14 protein-coding genes and 2 pseudogenes are annotated in these 17919 nt (G+C 59.9%); 4 read left to right on the top strand and 12 right to left on the bottom strand.

Going from position 1 to position 17919, the window contains the following annotated elements; all coding sequences use genetic code 11:
• Positions 1 to 329: 329 nt before the first annotated feature.
• From BMI85_RS13010 to BMI85_RS21680, 4 genes and pseudogenes are all read right to left on the bottom strand, one after another.
• Positions 330 to 1286: an ATP-binding protein gene (locus tag BMI85_RS13010; RefSeq protein ID WP_078601603.1), complete on the bottom strand. Its 957-nt coding sequence runs from the start codon at positions 1284 to 1286 to the stop codon at positions 330 to 332.
• Complete coding sequence (locus BMI85_RS13005; RefSeq protein ID WP_078601602.1) at positions 1274 to 3628, bottom strand: DDE-type integrase/transposase/recombinase; 2355 nt, start codon at positions 3626 to 3628, stop codon at positions 1274 to 1276. Before BMI85_RS13005 ends, BMI85_RS13010 begins: the two co-directional genes overlap by 13 nt.
• On the bottom strand, positions 3625 to 4380 hold the full coding sequence (locus BMI85_RS13000) for a hypothetical protein (protein ID WP_078601601.1): 756 nt from the start codon (positions 4378 to 4380) through the stop codon (positions 3625 to 3627). Before BMI85_RS13000 ends, BMI85_RS13005 begins: the two co-directional genes overlap by 4 nt.
• 776 nt (positions 4381 to 5156) lie before the next feature.
• A pseudogene (locus BMI85_RS21680) lies at positions 5157 to 5414 on the bottom strand (IS3 family transposase); the annotation flags it as partial.
• Between the two features lie 679 nt (positions 5415 to 6093).
• Between BMI85_RS21680 and BMI85_RS12990 the strand changes: the two are divergent.
• Both BMI85_RS12990 and BMI85_RS12985 read left to right on the top strand, forming a co-directional pair.
• Entirely contained in the window at positions 6094 to 7248 is a 1155-nt protein-coding gene (locus BMI85_RS12990; RefSeq protein ID WP_078601599.1) for an AAA family ATPase, read from the top strand.
• Positions 7249 to 7307: 59 nt separating this feature from the next.
• Positions 7308 to 7487: pseudogene (locus BMI85_RS12985) on the top strand (IS256 family transposase); the annotation flags it as partial.
• A 43-nt stretch (positions 7488 to 7530) separates the two neighbouring features.
• Here the strand turns inward: BMI85_RS12985 and BMI85_RS12980 are convergent.
• The 7 genes from BMI85_RS12980 to BMI85_RS12950 all read right to left on the bottom strand — a co-directional run bounded on the left by BMI85_RS12980 (position 7531) and on the right by BMI85_RS12950 (position 14844).
• Complete coding sequence (locus BMI85_RS12980) at positions 7531 to 8046, bottom strand: TRAP transporter small permease (protein WP_210402357.1); 516 nt, start codon at positions 8044 to 8046, stop codon at positions 7531 to 7533.
• 13 nt (positions 8047 to 8059) lie between these two features.
• Positions 8060 to 9094, bottom strand: coding sequence for a TRAP transporter substrate-binding protein DctP (gene dctP, locus BMI85_RS12975; RefSeq protein WP_078601598.1), 1035 nt, complete (start codon positions 9092 to 9094; stop codon positions 8060 to 8062).
• A 41-nt stretch (positions 9095 to 9135) separates the two neighbouring features.
• Positions 9136 to 10431 (bottom strand): TRAP transporter large permease subunit, encoded by a 1296-nt coding sequence (locus tag BMI85_RS12970; RefSeq protein WP_078601597.1) that lies wholly within the window; start codon positions 10429 to 10431, stop codon positions 9136 to 9138.
• A 199-nt stretch (positions 10432 to 10630) separates the two neighbouring features.
• Complete coding sequence (locus BMI85_RS12965) at positions 10631 to 11902, bottom strand: TRAP transporter large permease (RefSeq protein WP_210402356.1); 1272 nt, start codon at positions 11900 to 11902, stop codon at positions 10631 to 10633.
• Positions 11899 to 12357 (bottom strand): TRAP transporter small permease, encoded by a 459-nt coding sequence (locus BMI85_RS12960; protein ID WP_246832559.1) that lies wholly within the window; start codon positions 12355 to 12357, stop codon positions 11899 to 11901. Before BMI85_RS12960 ends, BMI85_RS12965 begins: the two co-directional genes overlap by 4 nt.
• 162 nt (positions 12358 to 12519) lie before the next feature.
• The gene (gene dctP, locus BMI85_RS12955) at positions 12520 to 13518 is read right to left on the bottom strand and encodes a TRAP transporter substrate-binding protein DctP (RefSeq protein ID WP_078601596.1); all 999 of its coding nucleotides are present in this window, start codon (positions 13516 to 13518) and stop codon (positions 12520 to 12522) included.
• Positions 13519 to 13626: 108 nt separating this feature from the next.
• Positions 13627 to 14844 (bottom strand): CoA transferase, encoded by a 1218-nt coding sequence (locus tag BMI85_RS12950; RefSeq protein ID WP_210402355.1) that lies wholly within the window; start codon positions 14842 to 14844, stop codon positions 13627 to 13629.
• 85 nt (positions 14845 to 14929) lie between these two features.
• Between BMI85_RS12950 and BMI85_RS12945 the strand changes: the two genes are divergently transcribed.
• Entirely contained in the window at positions 14930 to 15865 is a 936-nt protein-coding gene (locus BMI85_RS12945) for a hydroxymethylglutaryl-CoA lyase (RefSeq protein ID WP_078601594.1), read from the top strand.
• A 22-nt stretch (positions 15866 to 15887) separates the two neighbouring features.
• On the top strand, positions 15888 to 16577 hold the full coding sequence (locus BMI85_RS12940; RefSeq protein WP_078601593.1) for a GntR family transcriptional regulator: 690 nt from the start codon (positions 15888 to 15890) through the stop codon (positions 16575 to 16577).
• Positions 16578 to 16978: 401 nt separating this feature from the next.
• Here BMI85_RS12940 and BMI85_RS12935 read toward each other — a convergent pair whose 3' ends face one another.
• Entirely contained in the window at positions 16979 to 17407 is a 429-nt protein-coding gene (locus BMI85_RS12935; protein WP_246832558.1) for a VOC family protein, read from the bottom strand.
• Positions 17408 to 17919: the final 512 nt, after the last annotated feature.

The following is a 17919-nucleotide window of genomic DNA, read 5'->3' as shown; positions in this document are numbered from 1 at the left end:
TCTTTGACATCCGGGCGTAAAAGAAGCTTGCCGCGATTCAGAGCGCGTTTCCTTGTTTTCGGACAATGAGGTTGAATAAGTCGCAGGCGGAGGCCGCGTCGCAAGAAGCGAGTGCCAATGGAGCATTAGCTTGCACTCATCAGCAATAACTCAACTCCGAATCGAAAGATTCATCCATTGCAAACAATAGGTTACCATTCATCACGTTGAATGCGTGGGCATAAGCATGCACTCTGACGGCATAAGCGTGCGATTTTCGACCAGCAACTTGGCAAAGGAAAAGGCCCGCGGAACGCGGACCTCTTGCAGCTCGAACAGTTCGGGAGTTTTCAGTCGTCTTTTTTCAAATGGTCAAGCAGGACGATCGGATCAAAAGCAGCTTCATAATCTTCGATCTCGAACGGCGAAAACCCCGCCGGCAGTCCATACATCCGCGAAAACGATTGAGAGAAATGATCGATCGTGCAGTTCGTTTCACCAGCACACTTGCACAGCGCAAACGCCTCAATAATTAGTTCGATGACCAGCCCCCAGCGGTTTGCGCATGCAAAGCTCAACCTCTTCAAGAAGCCCTCGGTCGACAGTTCATCAAAGCAGAGCTTGACCTCGTCGGCGAAACTGTAGGCGAGGTTGTTCAGTTCCTGCAGGTCACGGGGCAGCCGGATCTCTTCGAACTCGACGGGCCGAAGCAATCTTGCGAGCTGTTCTTCAGAGCGCACATAGCCCGCGAGCTCAGGCACGCCTGACAGAATGAGCATTACCGGCCATCGCGCGTCTTTCATCAGGGTCTTGAAGCTGTCGAGAAAGTTGCGGTTCGTTTTATGGTTGTCCTTGCTGAAGACGTGCTGGCACTCATCGAAATAGATGCCGATCACGCCGAGCCTCTTTGCCTCATCGATCACTCTCGCCCAAATGTAGTTTTGGCTACGCCGGCCATTTAGCGGGTAGTCCAGAGCCTCCAGAACCGCGAGCCCCAGATCTTTCCAAGTCATCCTACGGGAAAGCAGGATCGTGATAACCCGCGCTGGCTGTCCGCTTGGCATCATGATGTTTTCTGCATGAAAAGAGGTCAGCAGCTTTTTAACTTCATGAGTTTTGCCTAGCCTCGATTGGCCTGTAACCATCAAACCGCGCGCTTCGAACTCCTTTCCCAAGGAGGCCTTTGCGTAGTAATCAGTGATGCACCAGCGCAATGCTTCATGCAGTTGTTCAGCGCGCGCAAATGGGTAACTGGCTTCCTTCAGCGGCGCGATCGCGGCAACCGCCTCCATATCTACAAAAGACATTTTTTAAGCCCTTTCACTTTCTCAGGGCGTCCGAGAACGCCGGGGCCTTTCTCCGAGGCCGCACCGGAGGCTTTGGCTCCCCTTGGTTCTTTTTTCTTTGATTTCCGCGGCGAAAACTCTGGCGTTTCGCCGTCCGAATTTGAGTTGGCGACCAATTCCTCGCGTCTAGTGCCCTCTTGCCGCGCAATCGGTTCGGCATCGAGCAAGCCCCCGTCATCGGCGAGAACGATCCGCTCGCAATGATCGAGTTCTGCGAGACGCCCGGGTTCGACCGTGTTCGAAAGCTGCTTCACGGGCGCGACCCTCGCGCCGGCGAAAACCGCGCGCGCCATCTTCCGACACTCATCAATAGTGCTGTAACTCCGTAGAATCTTCCGTTCGGCACTGATCTTGGCCAGCAGGTCGCGCCTTTGGCGGCGGGTCTCGGCTAGGCGGTCCTCGTGGATCTGTCTGGCAACAGGATCTTCCTTTCTCCAAAGCGCCATCAAATCCAGGATCTCCGGCAGCGTCATGTCGGCAAAGGCGGTGATCTGCAGCTCCACCTCCAAGATTTCTTTCGATTTGGGCAGAACAACCGTCGCGAAATTCATGTCATCAGGATCGACGAACACCTTGACCTTTCCGGCGATCCTGATGTCATCTCGTTGCTTCTGAAACTCGTCTGAATTGAAGAAAATACCGCCAAATACCCGCACGCCCTCGTCCGTCGGGGTGACGTTTTCTTCCCATCCGAGGTGGATCCGCCGCGAATTCGGATCCATCGGTCGCACATGCCCACGCAGATCATTGATTGTCCGATATACATCTGCGGGCCGCCGCCCCCCCATTCCAACACCGAAGTGCGGAAGCGAAGGGTATTCGTCGATAAAGAAGCGCGTCAGGATTGTGTAAAGTTCTTCGACATTCAGCACGCCGTTTGCCTTTGCGTCGTAACCCGGAAGATCGCCCGGCTTCCGGCCGGTGTATCCCGTGATCAACTTCAGTAGGATCCACTCCAACGTCCCAAACATCCTCTCGACATAAGGTTTATCGGTGGATGCGTATGCGCGTGCGATGGTATTCATGGATGCGCAGCCCATTAGCGCAGAAATGGTCTGACTGTTACGAAGACCAGGCCCGTTGTCATTTTTTACATGCGCAAGACCTGTCGCCCGTGCTGGCTCGCCGGAGCAGCCATATTTCCGCTTTTCACGGAACTTGTCGCGAGTTGCCATGCGTAGGAGTTCGAGTGTCGCCTCCGCCTTCGGCTGATCGCTGATTACCCATGCCAAGGGCATGCGAGATGCCACATCGATCATCACGAGGATCGTCAGTCTCGTGCGTATCTCCTCATCGATTTTTTTGAGCGCTTCTTTCTGTTCATTTTTTAGTCGCTGCCAGATGCCTTTCAATTGGGCTGAAATCACGAGGGAAGCCTTGCACTCGTCCATTTCAACATATTCGCCAACTAACAACGCGCGAATATCGGTGCTTCCACGCCCCCTAAGATTGCGCGCTTCGCGCTCTCCCTTGACTGCCACCGCAAGCTCTGTCGGCGAAATCAGCCGATCACGAAATGCCTTGAGACTCGAATTTGACGGCATTATCAGCGCGGGCATTCGGTTGCGCATCCGCTCCGTATTCGCGTCTCCGACTAACCCCTCAAGATGCTGCCTCACATTCGCAATGGAATAGGATTTCTTATCTAAGCCGAACTCATTCCAAGCGCTGAACATCAATCGCTCAAGTTCATAGCAGAGCCTCGGCGTCCGATTTCCTTTCAAATGATCTAATGTGACGAGTGCATCGAGAGGGCTCACATCCGACGGGAGCGCTTCGTAGACTCGATAATATTTGAGGAGAGTTCGACCCTTATACAGAATCCATCTCGCACTCCGGCCGCCGTGTTCGAGCTTCAGATATACCGTTTGACCAAAAAGCGCGGTGACAACCTCACGAAGGAACTTTCGGTTTGGCGCCTGATCCAGAAACCGGGCGGTTATTTTTAATTTTGGATTTCCGTGTTCTTCTCGGCGCGCCGCAATCAGCAGCTCGATCGCTTTGCAAATCGAAGTGTTGAATTTCGCAATTTCTTGCTGCTCCTTGGAGAGCGCTTTTGACGTTTCATAACCGCCAAGCCGTTCACTCACTAAATTCGCGCCAGGGGTATTCCCGCCATGGAATCGCGTCCCAGGTAGCTTGAGGTAGTCGACAAACTTTTGAAAAGGAATCGAGTAAGTCGATCCGGTTTCAGGATCCGAAAACCCATAGCCGCTATCGCCTTGCTCCAAGACCACAAGCTTCCGCTGGAAGAGTGTCACCTCGGCCCCGATCGGCAGTTCATAACGTGGCACCAAAGTCACGACGCCACCTCGATCCGCGACCGCTCCCAGAGAACATGATCTAGATTTGCCCAAAGTTGTTTTCGAGCAACCAGCCGATAGCAAGCGGCGAAGGCACGGCTCTGGTCGATGCCGACATGCGGGAAGATGTCTTGCATATGCCATAGGGTCTTCAGTCGGCTGGCGACAGCGAGAACAATCTCGTCTGCCTCGGGGTCCGGGGCCGAAGCGAAAAGAAACATACGAAACAAGTTGTCGCGTCGCTGGCGCGTGTAGTCAGTAGCATTCGCAACCACCATGTCATGCGCCAATCGTTTCTTTCGAGACGCCTGCGCAATTAGCTGGATCTGGCGCGTCGTCCGAGGCTTTTTAAGGCTGGCCGCGTTGCGCACGAAGATAAGGCGCCGTTCACCCGTGCGAAATTCCACGAGTAGATCGTGCGTATGCTTGTGATGTTTGCCGTCTTCTTCGTCGAAGTAGCTGACCTGTGCCGGCTGAAATTTCAGGTCGAAGATATTTGGGGAGAAAAGCAACTCGATGGCGACAGCCGCCTCGGCCGCACTTTCACAGATGCCGATCCGCGGGGTCCAGTTGTCCGCTTCGGTTCGATAAGTCAGAAACACTTTCTGAGACGCGGCACTGCGCGAAGACGGACTGCGCACCCCATCAAAAGGCAACACACCATGGATTGGAGGCAATTCAATTTTGCTCGCCCGTGGCAGTTTAGGCGGCGAGGTATTCCATTCATCGTGGGGGATAACTTGTTCGTGCATATTCTTTCCTTCCCCGCCGCTTAACATGAGTGCGACATGGGCGTTCCCGGCCCAGACCCCGCCGTCTCAATGCTTGCCACGCAGAAAGACGGCGCAGACCACAAGGACCTACGTTGACTTTTGGATTGCTTCGGGGGAGAAGGAGTTGTCCGTCGCGCAGACTGGATACCCGCGGGGGTGTGGGGGCTACTACTCCCCACTCCCGCTTTCATCTCCCGATGTTGGTTTGCTTCACTGCATCATTTTCGGGACGTCTTGTTCCTTTCGTCTGTATGATCTCTGTCAGGCCAGAGGTTCTCGGGGGTTGTATCAAGATGCGCCGCTACAGCGCTTTCGACTTTGCGGCTTCTGTATCTGCCAAGCAGCGCGCCTGACACCAAGGCGCGCGAGACACCGAGTTCTTTGGCAATATCTGACAGCAGGACGCCGCGCACTTTAAGCGAATACTTCACGTATTCATGGTGTTCGTCATAGGTTGAATCGAGATATCGCACGCGCCGTCGCCCTCGCTTGACAGATGTAGCCAACCCGAATCACCTCGCATAAGCGACTCGGGAGCGCAAGGCGCTTTTTGTTGAGCGAGGGGCAGCAAACATCTGATTTATATGCGAAAAACGAAACCACGACGAGCAACTCGAGCGCCCGAACCTGTTAATCAGGCCGCTTTCAGCAAAGAAAGCGGGCTGTTTCGCCAAATGCCTGCTTGTCGAGCATGCGAAAATCAGTGCATGTGCTGTCCGTGCCAGATCACAAAATTCAGCGTCGAACAGCCCCTATCGCGGCCATCGGCGTTTGACGCACCTGTCGTTCGCCCTCCAGCTCACATCCCTCAGCAAAGCCTCGATCCGACGATAGCCGTAGCGACCAAACTGACGTGCCAAATCGGTCATGTCCGCGATTGACCACTCCTCATCGGCACGGCCTTTGGACAGCTTCCTCTGCTTAGAATGACGCTGGCCTGAGACACGCCATGCCCGGCGCTCAGAGATCGCGAACGTGCAGCGCACATGGTCAACGCAGGAGCGCCGACGAGAGGACTTTCGCGAAGCGTTCACGCCCGGCTGCATCGGTGCGAAAATAGATATCGAAGCCTTCGACGGACAATAGTCGTTCCGTGCTCCACCAATGCACACTCGAAGTCGACGTCCGACAGTTTCCGCGAGACCAGCTTCAAATGACGGCTTCGTCGGCGTCCACAAAAGATCATTTTGCGCCTTTGCGAGCGGAACGCTCGCTGGCCGAATGCACTCCCGCGACAAAGCCGTTTCGATGTCGCGCGGCAATTTTCCGAGGAGGTCGGCACCTTCGGGGTCGCGCGCCAAGTGACATAAGCCAACTGCGCTGATTGAGGCGCACGTAAGACGAACTCGCTCATGCGAAAAACAAACTTGAACGAAAGCGAGTGACGTTCCTGCCGCTGGCCGGTTCCCCATCTTAATGAGCCACAGGTCGAGTATTCACCAATATCGCGCCGCCATCCCTCCTCTCCAGCCCACACAGAATGTCCGATCAAAACTGTGCGCAAGCCTCATTGCATGCGAAAAAATGCTGCAAGAACAGCGTGTTGACTCACCCCCTCGCTGAGCCCAGAAGAGCGGCCAAGATAAGAATCGCAGCGTTGCAGTCGCTATCCCAAAAGACCGGCTGGTGTCTTTTGGCGCCGAAGCCTCGTGCCGCCCGCGCATTCCAAATTCGAGACGCGAGGAACATCAGATGAAGTATTTCAGCGGAGCCCATACGGGACGGCCAGACGACGGATTAAGTGCTCATAGGTTGCGAACATCAACCGTGCAGATCGCGGACGTGAAGTTTTTTCCAAAACAGTCCGCACAAGACATCGAAGCCCGCCTTTCAAAGACGCACGCCCAGCTTCGGCGACGGGCGCTTGGAATCGATGAGACTTGGTTCTCAACGCTAGAGCGGGACGCGGAATGGCGCGATATCATGGATCAGACCGGCCCGAACCGTATGGATCAGGCAAAAATTGTCCGTCGCGCCCTCCGATTGGTGCAGTTGCGTGAACTGGCGTCTGGCCTGAGCCATCTTGGACATGAAGACCGAAAACGGCTCTCATCCCTTCAAGATGGGGTCACGCTCACGCAGCTCCGAAACGAACATCACGCGGACGAAATTGCGGCTCGCTTGCACGAGGAGATGCCTTGGATGTCCCGGGCGACTGAAATCGCCTGGAACGCCATGCGTGAAAGTGTCCGTGAAGGTAAGCCGGCCTTGAGCTTGCCACCCATCCTGCTCGACGGCCCCCCTGGGATCGGCAAGAGCCACTGGGCGCGACGGCTGGCAACGCTTGTCGGCACGCCATCAGAATTGATCGATGCAGCGAGTGAGCCCGCAGGGTTTTCCGTAGCTGGTAGTCAAAGAGGTTGGTCGACGGCAAACCCAGGTCGACCACTAGAACTCATCCTCCGCGAGAGGGTGGGAAATCCGCTTATCGTTATCGACGAGGTGGATAAGACGGGCGATGTCCGGTCGGATAAGGGCTTGAGCTTTGCGCTGAGCAATGCGCTATTGCCGCTGCTTGAGCCCCTCAGCGCCCGAACCTGGAGCTGCCCCTATTTCCGGGTGCGTTTTGACATGCGCTGGATCACTTGGGTTCTGACTTCGAACAATCGCCGCACTGTGCCCGCGCCGCTCCTGAGCCGGTGTCGTGTAATATGCATCCCGCAGCTCTCGGGCGCGCATCTCGCATATTTCGCGCGACGGGAAGGGGCTGCGCGCGGACTACCAGCAGATACGGCCGAAGCGCTGGCAGACATGCTTGCAGGTGCTCAGCGAGGATGGGACCTGCGTGCGGCAATCAAGTTGATCGACGGTCTCGTTGCCCGCGAGAACCGTCCACCGCTGCAGTGAAATGACCGAATGGGGCGGGGAGCGGCCGTTCGCTGCGCTCGATCCCAATGCCGGCTTTGCGGCTGAACGAGGAATTCCGCCGCCGCATCAAGAGCCAGACCGTGCTCTCCTTCGCCGGAGCCGTGCCGATGCTCCCGTGGGCGTCGATGGCATCGAGCCAGATCCAAGTGCGAAAGGTGGATGGCTGGAAAATGATCCCTCAACCGATCGCGCCGATCGCGCTTGACCTCGTCGCCTGATCGGACGCACCTGCACATTCTCGGAGCACGCTGCTGATGCGGCTCAGACTTCCTGAAGCTCCTGATGCTTCTTGTCCCCGCCGCGATCCGGCCAGGTCGTGGCGTCGAGGAAGTCGAACAGGAATTGCAGCGTGAGCGTGCCGAAGCCGAGCGGCAGCAACGCGTAGGGGATCACCATCGGCGTGCCGAAGCTCGACGATACCCGCTCGCCGTAGTCCCACGCCTGATAGGCCATCAGGAAGCCACGCCACGTCATGATCCCCGCAAACGCCATCCCCGCCAGCGCGATGATCGCCTGCGTGCCCCGTTTGACGAGGGGCCGCGCGTTCTCGACGAAGAAGGTGATCCGGATATGGCTGTCCGTTCGCTGCACGTCAGCCGCCACCATGACGGCGACATAGACGATCAGGAACGTGTTGATCTCGAGCGACCAGGAGGTCGGCGCCGCGAAGATGTATCGCATCATCGCATCGTAACAGATCGTCAGAACCATGAAGACCAGCACCAGCTGACCAAGGAACCGCGTGCCCCGCACGATACGGTTGAAAATCGTCCTCACGGCGCCCTCCCTTTTAGCTCGCCTGACCGGTCGCAAGCGCGATGGCGCGCTCGCCGAGGTCCTTGCCGACTTCGTCGATCCAGGCCGCGCGGACTTCTTCAGCCGACTTGGTCAACGCTTGCAGATCTTCCTCCGAAGGCTCGATCACCTCGATCCCGGCCTCCTCCACCATGGGCCAATATTCGTCCTTGTAAATGACGTCATTGGAGTATTTCGCGCCCTCGGCGTCGAACCAGTCGGCAGCGGTCTCGAACGCAGCCTTGGTGTCGGCGTCCATCGCCTCCCAACGCTTCGGAGTGACGAACAGACCGATCCCGAAACCGGTGACCGGCAGCTTATAGACATGGTGCAGTTGCTCTTGCAGCGAGCGCCCGATGATCGTCGAGATATTGGCAACCGCCGCATCCACCGTGCCGCGCTGCAACCCGAGATAGAGCTCCGACGACGGAAGACGCACCGCCGCGCCGCCGAAATTCTCGATGACCTTGGTGCCTTCGAAGCTGACGACACGGACCTTCTTGCCCTTCACGTCGGCGATCGAACGGACCGGGGCATCCGCGCTCGACCAGATGTATTCCGGCTGCAGGATGTTGCCCATCATCGAGACCATGTAGAGGTCTTCCTTCGCCAGTTGCTCGTTGATGAGGTCGAACAGCGGGCTCCCTTTCTTCAGGCGGTCGGGGTTCTCGTAGAGCTCTTCGACGACGCCGGGCAGACCGGTCACGCCAAGGATCGGCACCGAGCGCGTGATGTAGCTCGTGGTGTGGAACATGAAGTCGATCGTGCCTGCGCGCAGCGCGGGCAATTGTTCGTCGGCCTTCAGCAGCTTCGCGCTGTCGTAGTAGTCGACCGTCACCGCATCGCTTTGATTGAGCCGTTCGACGAAGCCCGCCGACCCGTAGGACAGCGCCTTGTAGCTCGGCGGCAGGTAGCTCACACCGGTCAGCGTGGTGTTCGCGAAGGCCGGACTGCCGGCCATTCCCAGAACCGCGCTCCCTCCCATGAGTGCGGCCCCGGTTGTCAGGAAATTGCGTCTTGTCTGCGTCATTTTAAGTTCTCCTCCCTTTGAACTTGCAGAAAACGGTCCGGTCACAGCAGACCCGGAAGCCAGAGGCTGATCCCGGGGAACAGCACGAAGATCATCAGCATCACGAATTGCACCGCGACGAAGGGCACGATGGAGCGGACGATTTCTTCGACGCTGAGCATCGGGCACACCCCGCGCAGCGCGTAGAGGTTCAGCCCCACTGGCGGCGTGACCACCGCGATCTCGAGATTCATCACCAGAATGATGCCGAACCAGAGCGGGTCGTAGCCCAAGGTCTGGATCAGCGGCAGCAGGATCGGCGTGGTCACGACGATCAGCGATACGGCGTCGACCAGCATCCCCAGCAGGATCAGCGCCAGCATCAGGATCACGAGGATCCCCCAGTTCGGCAGGTTGGTCGAGGTCAGGCTCTCCGCCACGATCTCGGGCACCCGCACGAGGTTGAGGTAATCGCCGAAGATCTTCGCGCAGCCGATGATCAGAAGGATCGTGCTGGAGACCTTCACCGAGGAGGCCAGGATCAGTGCGAGGCTGCGCCATGTCAGCGCGCGGAACACCAGAGCGGCGATCACGAATGCCCCCAGCGCGCCGAAGGCAGCCGCCTCGGATGGCGTGGCGATCCCGGTATAGATCGAACCGAGCACGATCGCGACGAGCAGCAGCGCGTGCCAGATACCGGCGAGCGAGCGAAACTTCTCGCCCATCGACGGGGCTGGGCCTTCCTCTCGTGGCGCCTGTTCCGGCTTCAGCCGCACACGGATGTAGATGTAGAGAGCCAGCGCCACCGCCAGCGCGATCCCCGGCAGAATGCCCCCGATGAAGAGCGAGCCGACCGAGACGCCCGATACCGCGCCGTAGATGATGAAGGGCACAGACGGCGGGATCAGCATCGCAAGCGCACCCGACGAGGCGACCGAGCCTGCTGCCAGCCCGCGCGAATAGCCACGCTCCAGCATCTGCGGCACCGCGATGGAGCCAACTGCCGCGACGCCCGCGACGGAAACCCCGGACACCGCACCGAAGATCGCGGAGGCGCCCACGGTCGCGATCGCCAGCCCGCCTCGCAGCCATTGCAGCCACAGCGCCGCCACCTTGAACAGGTTCTTGCCCACCGGCGTGGCGCCCAGCAGGTTGCCCATGAGGATGAACAACGGCAGCGCGATCAGTTCGAACGAGTTGAGCTGGCCGAAGAACGACGTCGGCGCGAAGAAAAAGGCAAGCGATCCGCGCGCCATCCAGAGCCCGAGCAGACCGCTCGCGCCCAGCGCGAGAAAGATCGGCGCGCCGATCCCGATCAGGCCGATCAAAGCAATCACCACGATGACAGGTTCAATCATCCGGTGGGCCTATACCGTGAAAATCCAAGACGCATATTCTCCTCCCTCTGGTCTCTCCCTGACCATCTGTCTTCGCGAGACTGTCACGGCCCTCCCCGACCCCGACAAATCCCGCACCACGCGCGTGGCCCCGCGCGGGCGGGGCGTCCGGGCCGCGCTTCGGGCACGGCCCCGCAATATGTCGCGCCGCCCGATCCGGTCACAAGCTAAACGGTATGAAAAGCGCGAGGCCGGGCAGCAGGCACATCGTCACCGCGATGAGCAGCATCAGCAGCACGAAGGGCGTCACCCCTTTGATCACAGTGCCTATCCCGGTCTTCGCGATCGCCTGTATGACGAAGAGATTGAGCCCGACCGGCGGTGTGATCAGCGCGATCTCGATCAACAGGACGAAATAGACGCCGAACCAGATCGGATCGATGCCCAGCCCGATCACGGTCGGCAGGAATACCGGCACCATTATCAGCAGCATCGACATGCTCTCGAGGAACAACCCCACGAAGAGCAGGATGATCGACACGATCAGCAGGAAGACCCAGCGGTTGTCGCCTGCGATCTCGAACATATGCGCGACCTGCGCAGGGATCTGGTAGAGCGTGATCGCGCGCCCGAAGATTTTCGCGCCGATGACGATCAGGAAGATCACCGAGGTCGTCATCACGGAGTCGCGGACCGCCGCAAGGAAGCCCTTCCAGCTGAGCGAGCGCTGAAGCACCGTGATCAGCAGCGCGACCGAGGCTCCGATGCCCGAGGCTTCGGTGGGCGTGAAGGCGCCGGAATAGATGCCGCCCAGCATGATCACCGCGAGGATCGCGGTCGGCATGGCGCGACGGCTCGCCCGCAGTCGTTCGGGCCAGGTGGCTTTCGGCGTGGCGCTGGCGCGCGAGCCGATGGTGGAGGCGAACACCGCGTAGATACCGAAGACGACGATCAGGGCGAGGCCCGGACCGATCCCGGCGAGGAACAGTTTGCCGATGCTCTCCTCGGCGATCACGCCATAGACGATGAGCGGGATCGAGGGCGGGATCAGAATGCCCAGCGTGCCTCCGGCGGCCAGAAGGCCGAGGGTGAAGGATTTGCCGTAGCCGCGTTTCGTCATCTCGGGGATCGCCACGGTGCCGACGGTCGCGGCGGTGGTGACGGAACTGCCCGAGATCGCCGCGAAGACACCGCAGGATAGAAGTGCTGCGATGCCAAGGCCGCCCGGCAGATGCCCGACCCAGCTTTGCAGCGCCACGAACAGATCGCGCCCGACCCCGCCGCGCAGCAGGATGTTGGACATCAACAGGAACAGCGGCACCGCGAGCAGAACGAAGTCATTGACCCCGCCGAAGAGGTTCGAGGGGATCAGCGCAAGCGGCAAGCCTTTGAGCACGATCAGCAGCGTGCCGAAAGTCGCGAGACCGAAAGCGACGGGCAAGCCGGTCAGCAGCAAGGCGATCAGCCCGAGGATAATCAAAACCGGGATCATGCGCCCTGCCCTTCGTCTTCGTGAAATTCCGGATCTTCGGAATGGCTGAACTCGGGTGGCGGCCGCATCCATAGCCGGGCTGCATCGGCGAAAGCCTGCAGTGCGAGCAGCGTGTAGCCGACGACGATGGGCGCCTCGACGATCCATTGCGGCATTTGCAGCATGCTCGCCGTGCGCCGCCCCATCTCGACGCTTTCCATCAGCTCCCCCCAGCAGAGCCAGACCGCGAGAACCGAGAAGCCACCGATCACGACCAGCGAGAACAGCTCCACCAGCCGCGCGACATTGGGGCTACGATTTGCGATCAGCGCGGTGATCCGGATCATCCGCCGATGGCGCAGGCTTTGTGCCATCGCAATGAAGGTCAACCACAGCATCAGGGTCGTTGCGACATCCGCCGTCCAGCGCGTCGGCGCGTGCAGAATATAGCGCGCGAGCGCCTCGTAGCTGACCATGCAGCAGATCGCGACAATAGCGAGATCAGCCCCCCACGCCGCGACGGAGGAAACAGCGTCGACGGCCCGCAATGCGCGCGGACCGCCCTGCGAACCGGAGCCCCCCGAAGGGGACCCCGGCCGCTGATCAATATGCTCATCCATCATGACGCGGGGCCGCGATCAGTAGAGCGCGCGAACTTCGTCGACCAGCTTCTGGCCGACATCGCCCGCATCTTTGACGTAGATGTCGATCGCCGGGGCCGAGGCTTTGCGCCACTGCTCCATCTCATCGTCGGTCAGTTCGGTGACCGTCGCGTTGCCGCTTTCCTGCAGCCATTTCGCGGCGTCCTCGTTCTCCTGCTTGGTGTTGGCGCGCATCTGCATCTCCGCCTCATGCGCAGCCTGATCCACCCAGCCCTTCTCCTCGTCGCTCAGCGAGGCATAAACGTCGGGATTGATCACCACGATGAACTCGGCCAGCGAATGGTTCGTCATCGTAACGTTGTTCATCACCTCATAAAGCTTGCGCGATTTCACGGCGGTGGTGCCGCTCATGCCGATATCGACGGTGCCGCGCTGATAGGCCATGAACTGCTCGGAGCCGCCCATCACGACCGGGGTGCCGCCGACGGCCTCGATGAAGTCGCCCGAGGGCTTACCCAATGCGCGCACCAGCTTGCCCTTCATGTCCGCGGGGGTGCGGATCGGCTGGTCCTTCGAGAGGATTTGCACGGGGCCGTAATCCTGCCACCAGAGAACTTTCGTCCCGGTTTGGCCGATCAGGTCGTCGAAGGTCTTGCGCACGGGGCTGTCGGGTTCGGCGGCCTTCGCGAGCACGTCGTAGCTCGGGAACAGGAAGGGCTCGCTGAAAAGACCCGCGGCCGGCACGGTGCCGGAATATTCGTCCGCCAGCACGACGCCCATGTCGATCGCGCCGCTCGCCACGGCCTTCGGAACTTCGCTGCCCTTGAAGAGCTGCGCGCTGTCATAGATCTCGACCTTGATATCGCCGCCCGAGAGCTTCTCGACCTCGTCCTTGAAGGTCACGAGGTTCGCGCCGATCGGGTGATCGACCGACACCTGAACGGTCGCGCGCAGGGTCTTTTCGGCCATCGCCTGACCGGTCGTGCCGATCAGCGCGCTGCCCACGAGCATCGCGGCAATTGCATAAGATTTCATGATAGTCCTCCCAATGAGTGCCGACCTCCAAGCCGGCCTTTTGTCTGGCGAAATGCCATCAATGCCCGACGCGCGCCGCTCCTCCACGCCACGCGCCGAACGAAAAGCTCAGACAATCCCCGCCTCGCGCAGCTCCGCGATACGGTCGGAAGTCATGCCAAGCTCACGTCCCAGAATTTCCTCTGTGTGCTCTCCCAGTTCGGGGCCGACATGGCGGATCTCGCCGGGCGTGTCGGACAGGCGTGGCGCGACGTTCTGCATCTTGATCGAGCCGAAATCGCGATGCGGCAGCTCCACGATCGCCTCGCGCGCCTTGAAATGCGGGTCGTCGATCATTTCGGCCGCGCTGTAGATCAGGCCGCAGGGCACGCCATGCTCGTGCAGAAGCTCCTCCAGCGGCTTGAGGTCCATCGTCTTGGTCCATTCGTTGATCTTGCCGTCAAGCGCGCGCATGTTCTTGCCGCGCGCCGAATGGGTCGCATAGCGCTCGTCCTCGGCGAGTTCGGGCTGTCCCATCGCAGTCGCCAACCTGCGGAACACCGTGTCCTGATTGGCGGCGATCAGCAGTAGTTTGTCGTCGCGGGTCTCGAAGACGTTCGAAGGCGAGACATTCGGCAAGGTTGCGCCCGTCCGCTGACGCACGTAGCCCGCCACGTCGTATTCGCTGACCGTGCTTTCCATCATCGCCAGCACCGCTTCGTAGATCGCGCTGTCGACGATCTGGCCCTGCCCGGTGCGTTCGCGCGCATGCAGCGCCATCAGCGCCCCCATGCAGGCATAAACCGCCGCGAGTTCGTCGCCGATCGAGATGCCCATGCGGCTCGGCGGGGTCGAGGGATCGCCCACGACGTAGCGCAGACCGCCCATCGCCTCGCCGATCGCGCCATAGCCTGCGCGCTTGGAATAAGGCCCGCTCTGGCCGAAGCCGGTGACGCGCACCATGATGAGGCGCGGATTGATCTTCTTCAGATCCTCATAGCCGAGATTCCAGCGCTCCATCGTGCCGGGGCGGAAATTCTCGATCAGGATGTCGGTCGAGCGGATCAGATCGCGCACGATCTCCTGCCCCTCTTCTGTGCGCAGGTTGAGCGTCAGCGACTTCTTGTTGCGCCCGACGACTGGCCACCAGAGCGATTTCCCATAGGGCTTTTCCTGCCCCCAGACCCGCAGCGGATCCCCGGAGCCGGGTTGCTCGCATTTGATGACCTCGGCGCCGAAATCGGCAAGCAACTGCCCGCAGAAAGGTCCTGCCAGCAATTGTCCCATCTCGAGCACGCGAACATCATTAAGCGGCCCGCTGCGCGCGGTTTCTGCCTTCGTGGCCATAGGGTATTTCATCCTCTTCCTCACGTCGGCCCACCAGAGCGGACTCGACTCTCCTCAAAAATAATGCATACATTATTGAAGTTGCATGGCAACAATTTTTCTTCGGGAGGGCGAAATATTGGGAAATAACGTTGAAATAGTGGATGTTTCCCTGAGGGACGGTATCCAAAATGAGAAGAAAATCCTCTCGATGGATACAAAACTGGAGCTTCTGCAGGGCATTATCGATGCAGGCGCGCGCCGGGTGGAGATCACCAGCTTCGTCCATCCGACGAAAGTGCCGCAGATGGCCGATGCAGAAGACATCTGCGCTAGGCTACCGCGCGAGGGGATGCGCTATATCGGGCTGGTGCTGAACCATCGCGGCTTCTTGCGCGCGCAAGCGGCAGGGGTGGACGAGATCAACTACGCCATCGTTCTCAGCGACACGTTCAGCCAGCGTAACCAAGGCATGACGACCGAGGACGGCATCGCGCAATGGCGCGACATCGCTGCGGGCGCCAAGGGAAAGCAGAAGACGAACGTGACCTTCGCGGCGGGCTTCGGTTGCCCCTTCGAGGGCGAGGTTCCGGTCTCGCGGCTGATCTGGGTGCTCGATCAGGTGATGGAGACACCGCCCGACGAATTGACGCTGGCCGACACGATCGGCGTCGCCGCGCCGCGCGACGTCACCGAACGGGTCGCAGCCGTGCGCGAGCGCTACCCCGACCTGCCGATCCGCCTGCACCTTCACAACACCCGCAACACCGGTCTCGCGAATGCCTGGGCTGGCTACGAGGCGGGCGTGCGCTCTTTCGATGCGGCGCTCGGCGGTGTCGGCGGCTGCCCCTTCGCCCCGCGCGCGACCGGGAATGTGCCGAGCGAGGATCTTGTTTACATGTTCGAGCGCTCCGGTATTAAAACCGGATACGATCTGGACAAGGCGATCGAGACCGCGAAGGCGCTCGAGAGTGCGGTGGGGCACGAGGTGCCGGGGATGCTCATGAAGGCGGGCGGCTTCCCCAAGCCTCAGACGGCCTGATCAGGCGAAGGGGAGGGGCGAAATGGGACACAAGGAGGAGGGCGACGCGCGGATCGGCGCCGCCGAGCAGGCCTATCTTGCCATTCGAAAACGGATCTTCTCTGGCCATTACGCCGAGAATGAGCGTGTGACCGAAGCCGAGATCGCACAGAGCCTGCAGATGTCGCGCACCCCGATCCGCGAGGCGGTGAAGCGGCTGCTGCTCGAGGGGCTGCTGACGCGAGAGGCAGGCCCCGGCCTGCGCGTCGTGGGCCTCGGTCCCGACGAGATCGAACAGATTTTCCAGATCCGCCTGCTGCTGGAATCCTACGCCGCGAAACGTGCCGCCGGTTTCGCCGATGAGGCCCAATGCACCGAGCTGCAACGGCTGGCGAAGCGCATGGCAAACCACGTGCCGCCACGCAGCGAGGACGATTTCCGCGAGATCACCGAGGCGAACCGCGAGTTCCACCAGTTGATCCTCGTAGCTTCGCGCTCGCCGCGGCTGGAGGCGATGCTGTCGCTCGTGGTGAACCTCGCCCTCGTCGCGCGGACCTTCCACAGCTATGACGAGGCGGCCATCCAACGCTCCGCCGCGCATCATCAGGAAATTGCAGACGCGATCTGCTCGGGCGACCCGAATTGGGCAGAGACCGCGATGCAGACCCACCTGCACGCCGCCGCGACGACGGCGCGCAAAGGATTCGCCGCCGGATCCGCCCCGGAGGCTTAGACCGCGGCGAAAAGCGGCGCGCCGATATAAGACCTGACCTGCCTCCTGCGAAATCTCTCACCATGATGTAGAGTCTACCCGACCTTGAAGGAACAGGCGCATGCGAAAGAGCCGTTTCACCGAGGCGCAGATTATCGGGAATGATCGAAGAGCAAGAGGCAGGCACGCCGACGTCTGAAGTGGAGCCGTGACCCGCCCTTCGCTGTATCAGACACAAAGGTCGGCTTTGGGCCGAAGATGGCCCACCCAGCTCTGCTGTGCCCGTCAAGCACGTCGAGCTGCTGAAGCTACGTGGCCGTATTTTCGCGCCTGTGCAGTTGCTTCACCTTCCATAGATACACTGCGCGTCCGAGAGAGGACGTTTGGCGGCCTCAACTTAATCCTGGACGGGCTGCACATCATTACCCTTGCTCGTCGGTAAAGAAGGGATCGTCGGCGTTCTTCAAGCTGCACACGTTGCCGTCGGGGTCGAGGAACGCGCCGGTCGTGCCCCAGTCGTGCATTTTGACTTCGACCGGCACGCCCTGAGCCTCCAGCATGCGCGCCGCAGCCCTCACGTCTGCGACGTTGAAGCGCAAGGCAACCGGGTTCTGAGAAATGCCTTTCCGGGTGTCTTCGGCGCGTCCGCCGGTCTCGATCATCAGATATCCGCCGCCAAAGCGAAGGCAGGTCAGCCCCGGCTTTTCATACCACAGCGGCAGGCCGAGCTTGGTTTGATAAAACTCTACGCAGGCCTCGTAGCGTTCGGTGAAAAGGATGAGGCCGTGACACTCAATCATGTCCGCCAGCTTTTTCGCGCGGGCAGTCCCGTTGTCGATTTCCATGGGCATTTCTGATCTCCTGTCAGTGCAATTCGTTATATCGCCTCGTGTCCGGCGGCGCGGGTGGTAGGCCAACGTCGCGCCGGATATACGAGCAAAGGGTAGTCGTAGCGATCGATTTGGATCTCTGCCGTGACCGCAGCAACGCCCACAACAGCGCGCAAACGACAGACGTCGCTCTATGGCGGCGGAGCAAGCAATGAAGTTCATCGCGCAGCTGCAAAGCTTGCGGGTGCGCCTCTGGCGTCATGATGCGCTCCCAACGTTCAGCCGGTCTCGACTGCTTCCTACCTGTCCCGGCATGTGGAAAGCCTGCGACTTTTGAGCCGAAGGATAAGCGTGACTCTGTCGCATGGTTTCTCTCCGTTGACTGCCGGACGAGCGACGTTCTAAAAGTTCAAGCTAACTTGAGGTCAATACCGAAATGCGAAAAACGACCGGACTATGGAAACGACGCTGACCATCAACCAGATTTCACGCCGCAGCGGCATCGCCTCCTCGGCGCTGCGCTACTATGAGGA

It is taken from the genome of Thioclava sp. DLFJ4-1, from assembly GCF_002020145.1.
GTDB classification, from domain to species: Bacteria; Pseudomonadota; Alphaproteobacteria; order Rhodobacterales; family Rhodobacteraceae; genus Thioclava; species Thioclava sediminum.
Note: the sequence above shows the minus strand (reverse complement) of the source record. Positions and strands in the feature narration are given on the sequence as shown.

Bases quoted from the DNA above. Each gene is read 5' to 3' on its own strand.
- BMI85_RS12935 (WP_246832558.1), bottom strand. From the start codon at position 17,407: ATGCCCATGGAAATCGACAACGGGACTGCCCGCGCGAAAAAGCTGGCG.
- BMI85_RS13010 (WP_078601603.1), bottom strand. From the start codon at position 1,286: ATGTCTTTTGTAGATATGGAGGCGGTTGCCGCGATCGCGCCGCTGAAG.
- BMI85_RS12970 (WP_078601597.1), bottom strand. From the start codon at position 10,431: ATGATTGAACCTGTCATCGTGGTGATTGCTTTGATCGGCCTGATCGGG.
- BMI85_RS12990 (WP_078601599.1), top strand. From the start codon at position 6,094: ATGAAGTATTTCAGCGGAGCCCATACGGGACGGCCAGACGACGGATTA.
- BMI85_RS12940 (WP_078601593.1), top strand. From the start codon at position 15,888: ATGGGACACAAGGAGGAGGGCGACGCGCGGATCGGCGCCGCCGAGCAG.
- BMI85_RS12965 (WP_210402356.1), bottom strand. From the start codon at position 11,902: ATGATCCCGGTTTTGATTATCCTCGGGCTGATCGCCTTGCTGCTGACC.
- BMI85_RS12960 (WP_246832559.1), bottom strand. From the start codon at position 12,357: ATGGTCAGCTACGAGGCGCTCGCGCGCTATATTCTGCACGCGCCGACG.
- BMI85_RS12950 (WP_210402355.1), bottom strand. From the start codon at position 14,844: ATGGCCACGAAGGCAGAAACCGCGCGCAGCGGGCCGCTTAATGATGTT.
- dctP (WP_078601596.1), bottom strand. From the start codon at position 13,518: ATGAAATCTTATGCAATTGCCGCGATGCTCGTGGGCAGCGCGCTGATC.
- dctP (WP_078601598.1), bottom strand. From the start codon at position 9,094: ATGACGCAGACAAGACGCAATTTCCTGACAACCGGGGCCGCACTCATG.
- BMI85_RS13000 (WP_078601601.1), bottom strand. From the start codon at position 4,380: ATGCACGAACAAGTTATCCCCCACGATGAATGGAATACCTCGCCGCCT.
- BMI85_RS12945 (WP_078601594.1), top strand. From the start codon at position 14,930: ATGGCAACAATTTTTCTTCGGGAGGGCGAAATATTGGGAAATAACGTT.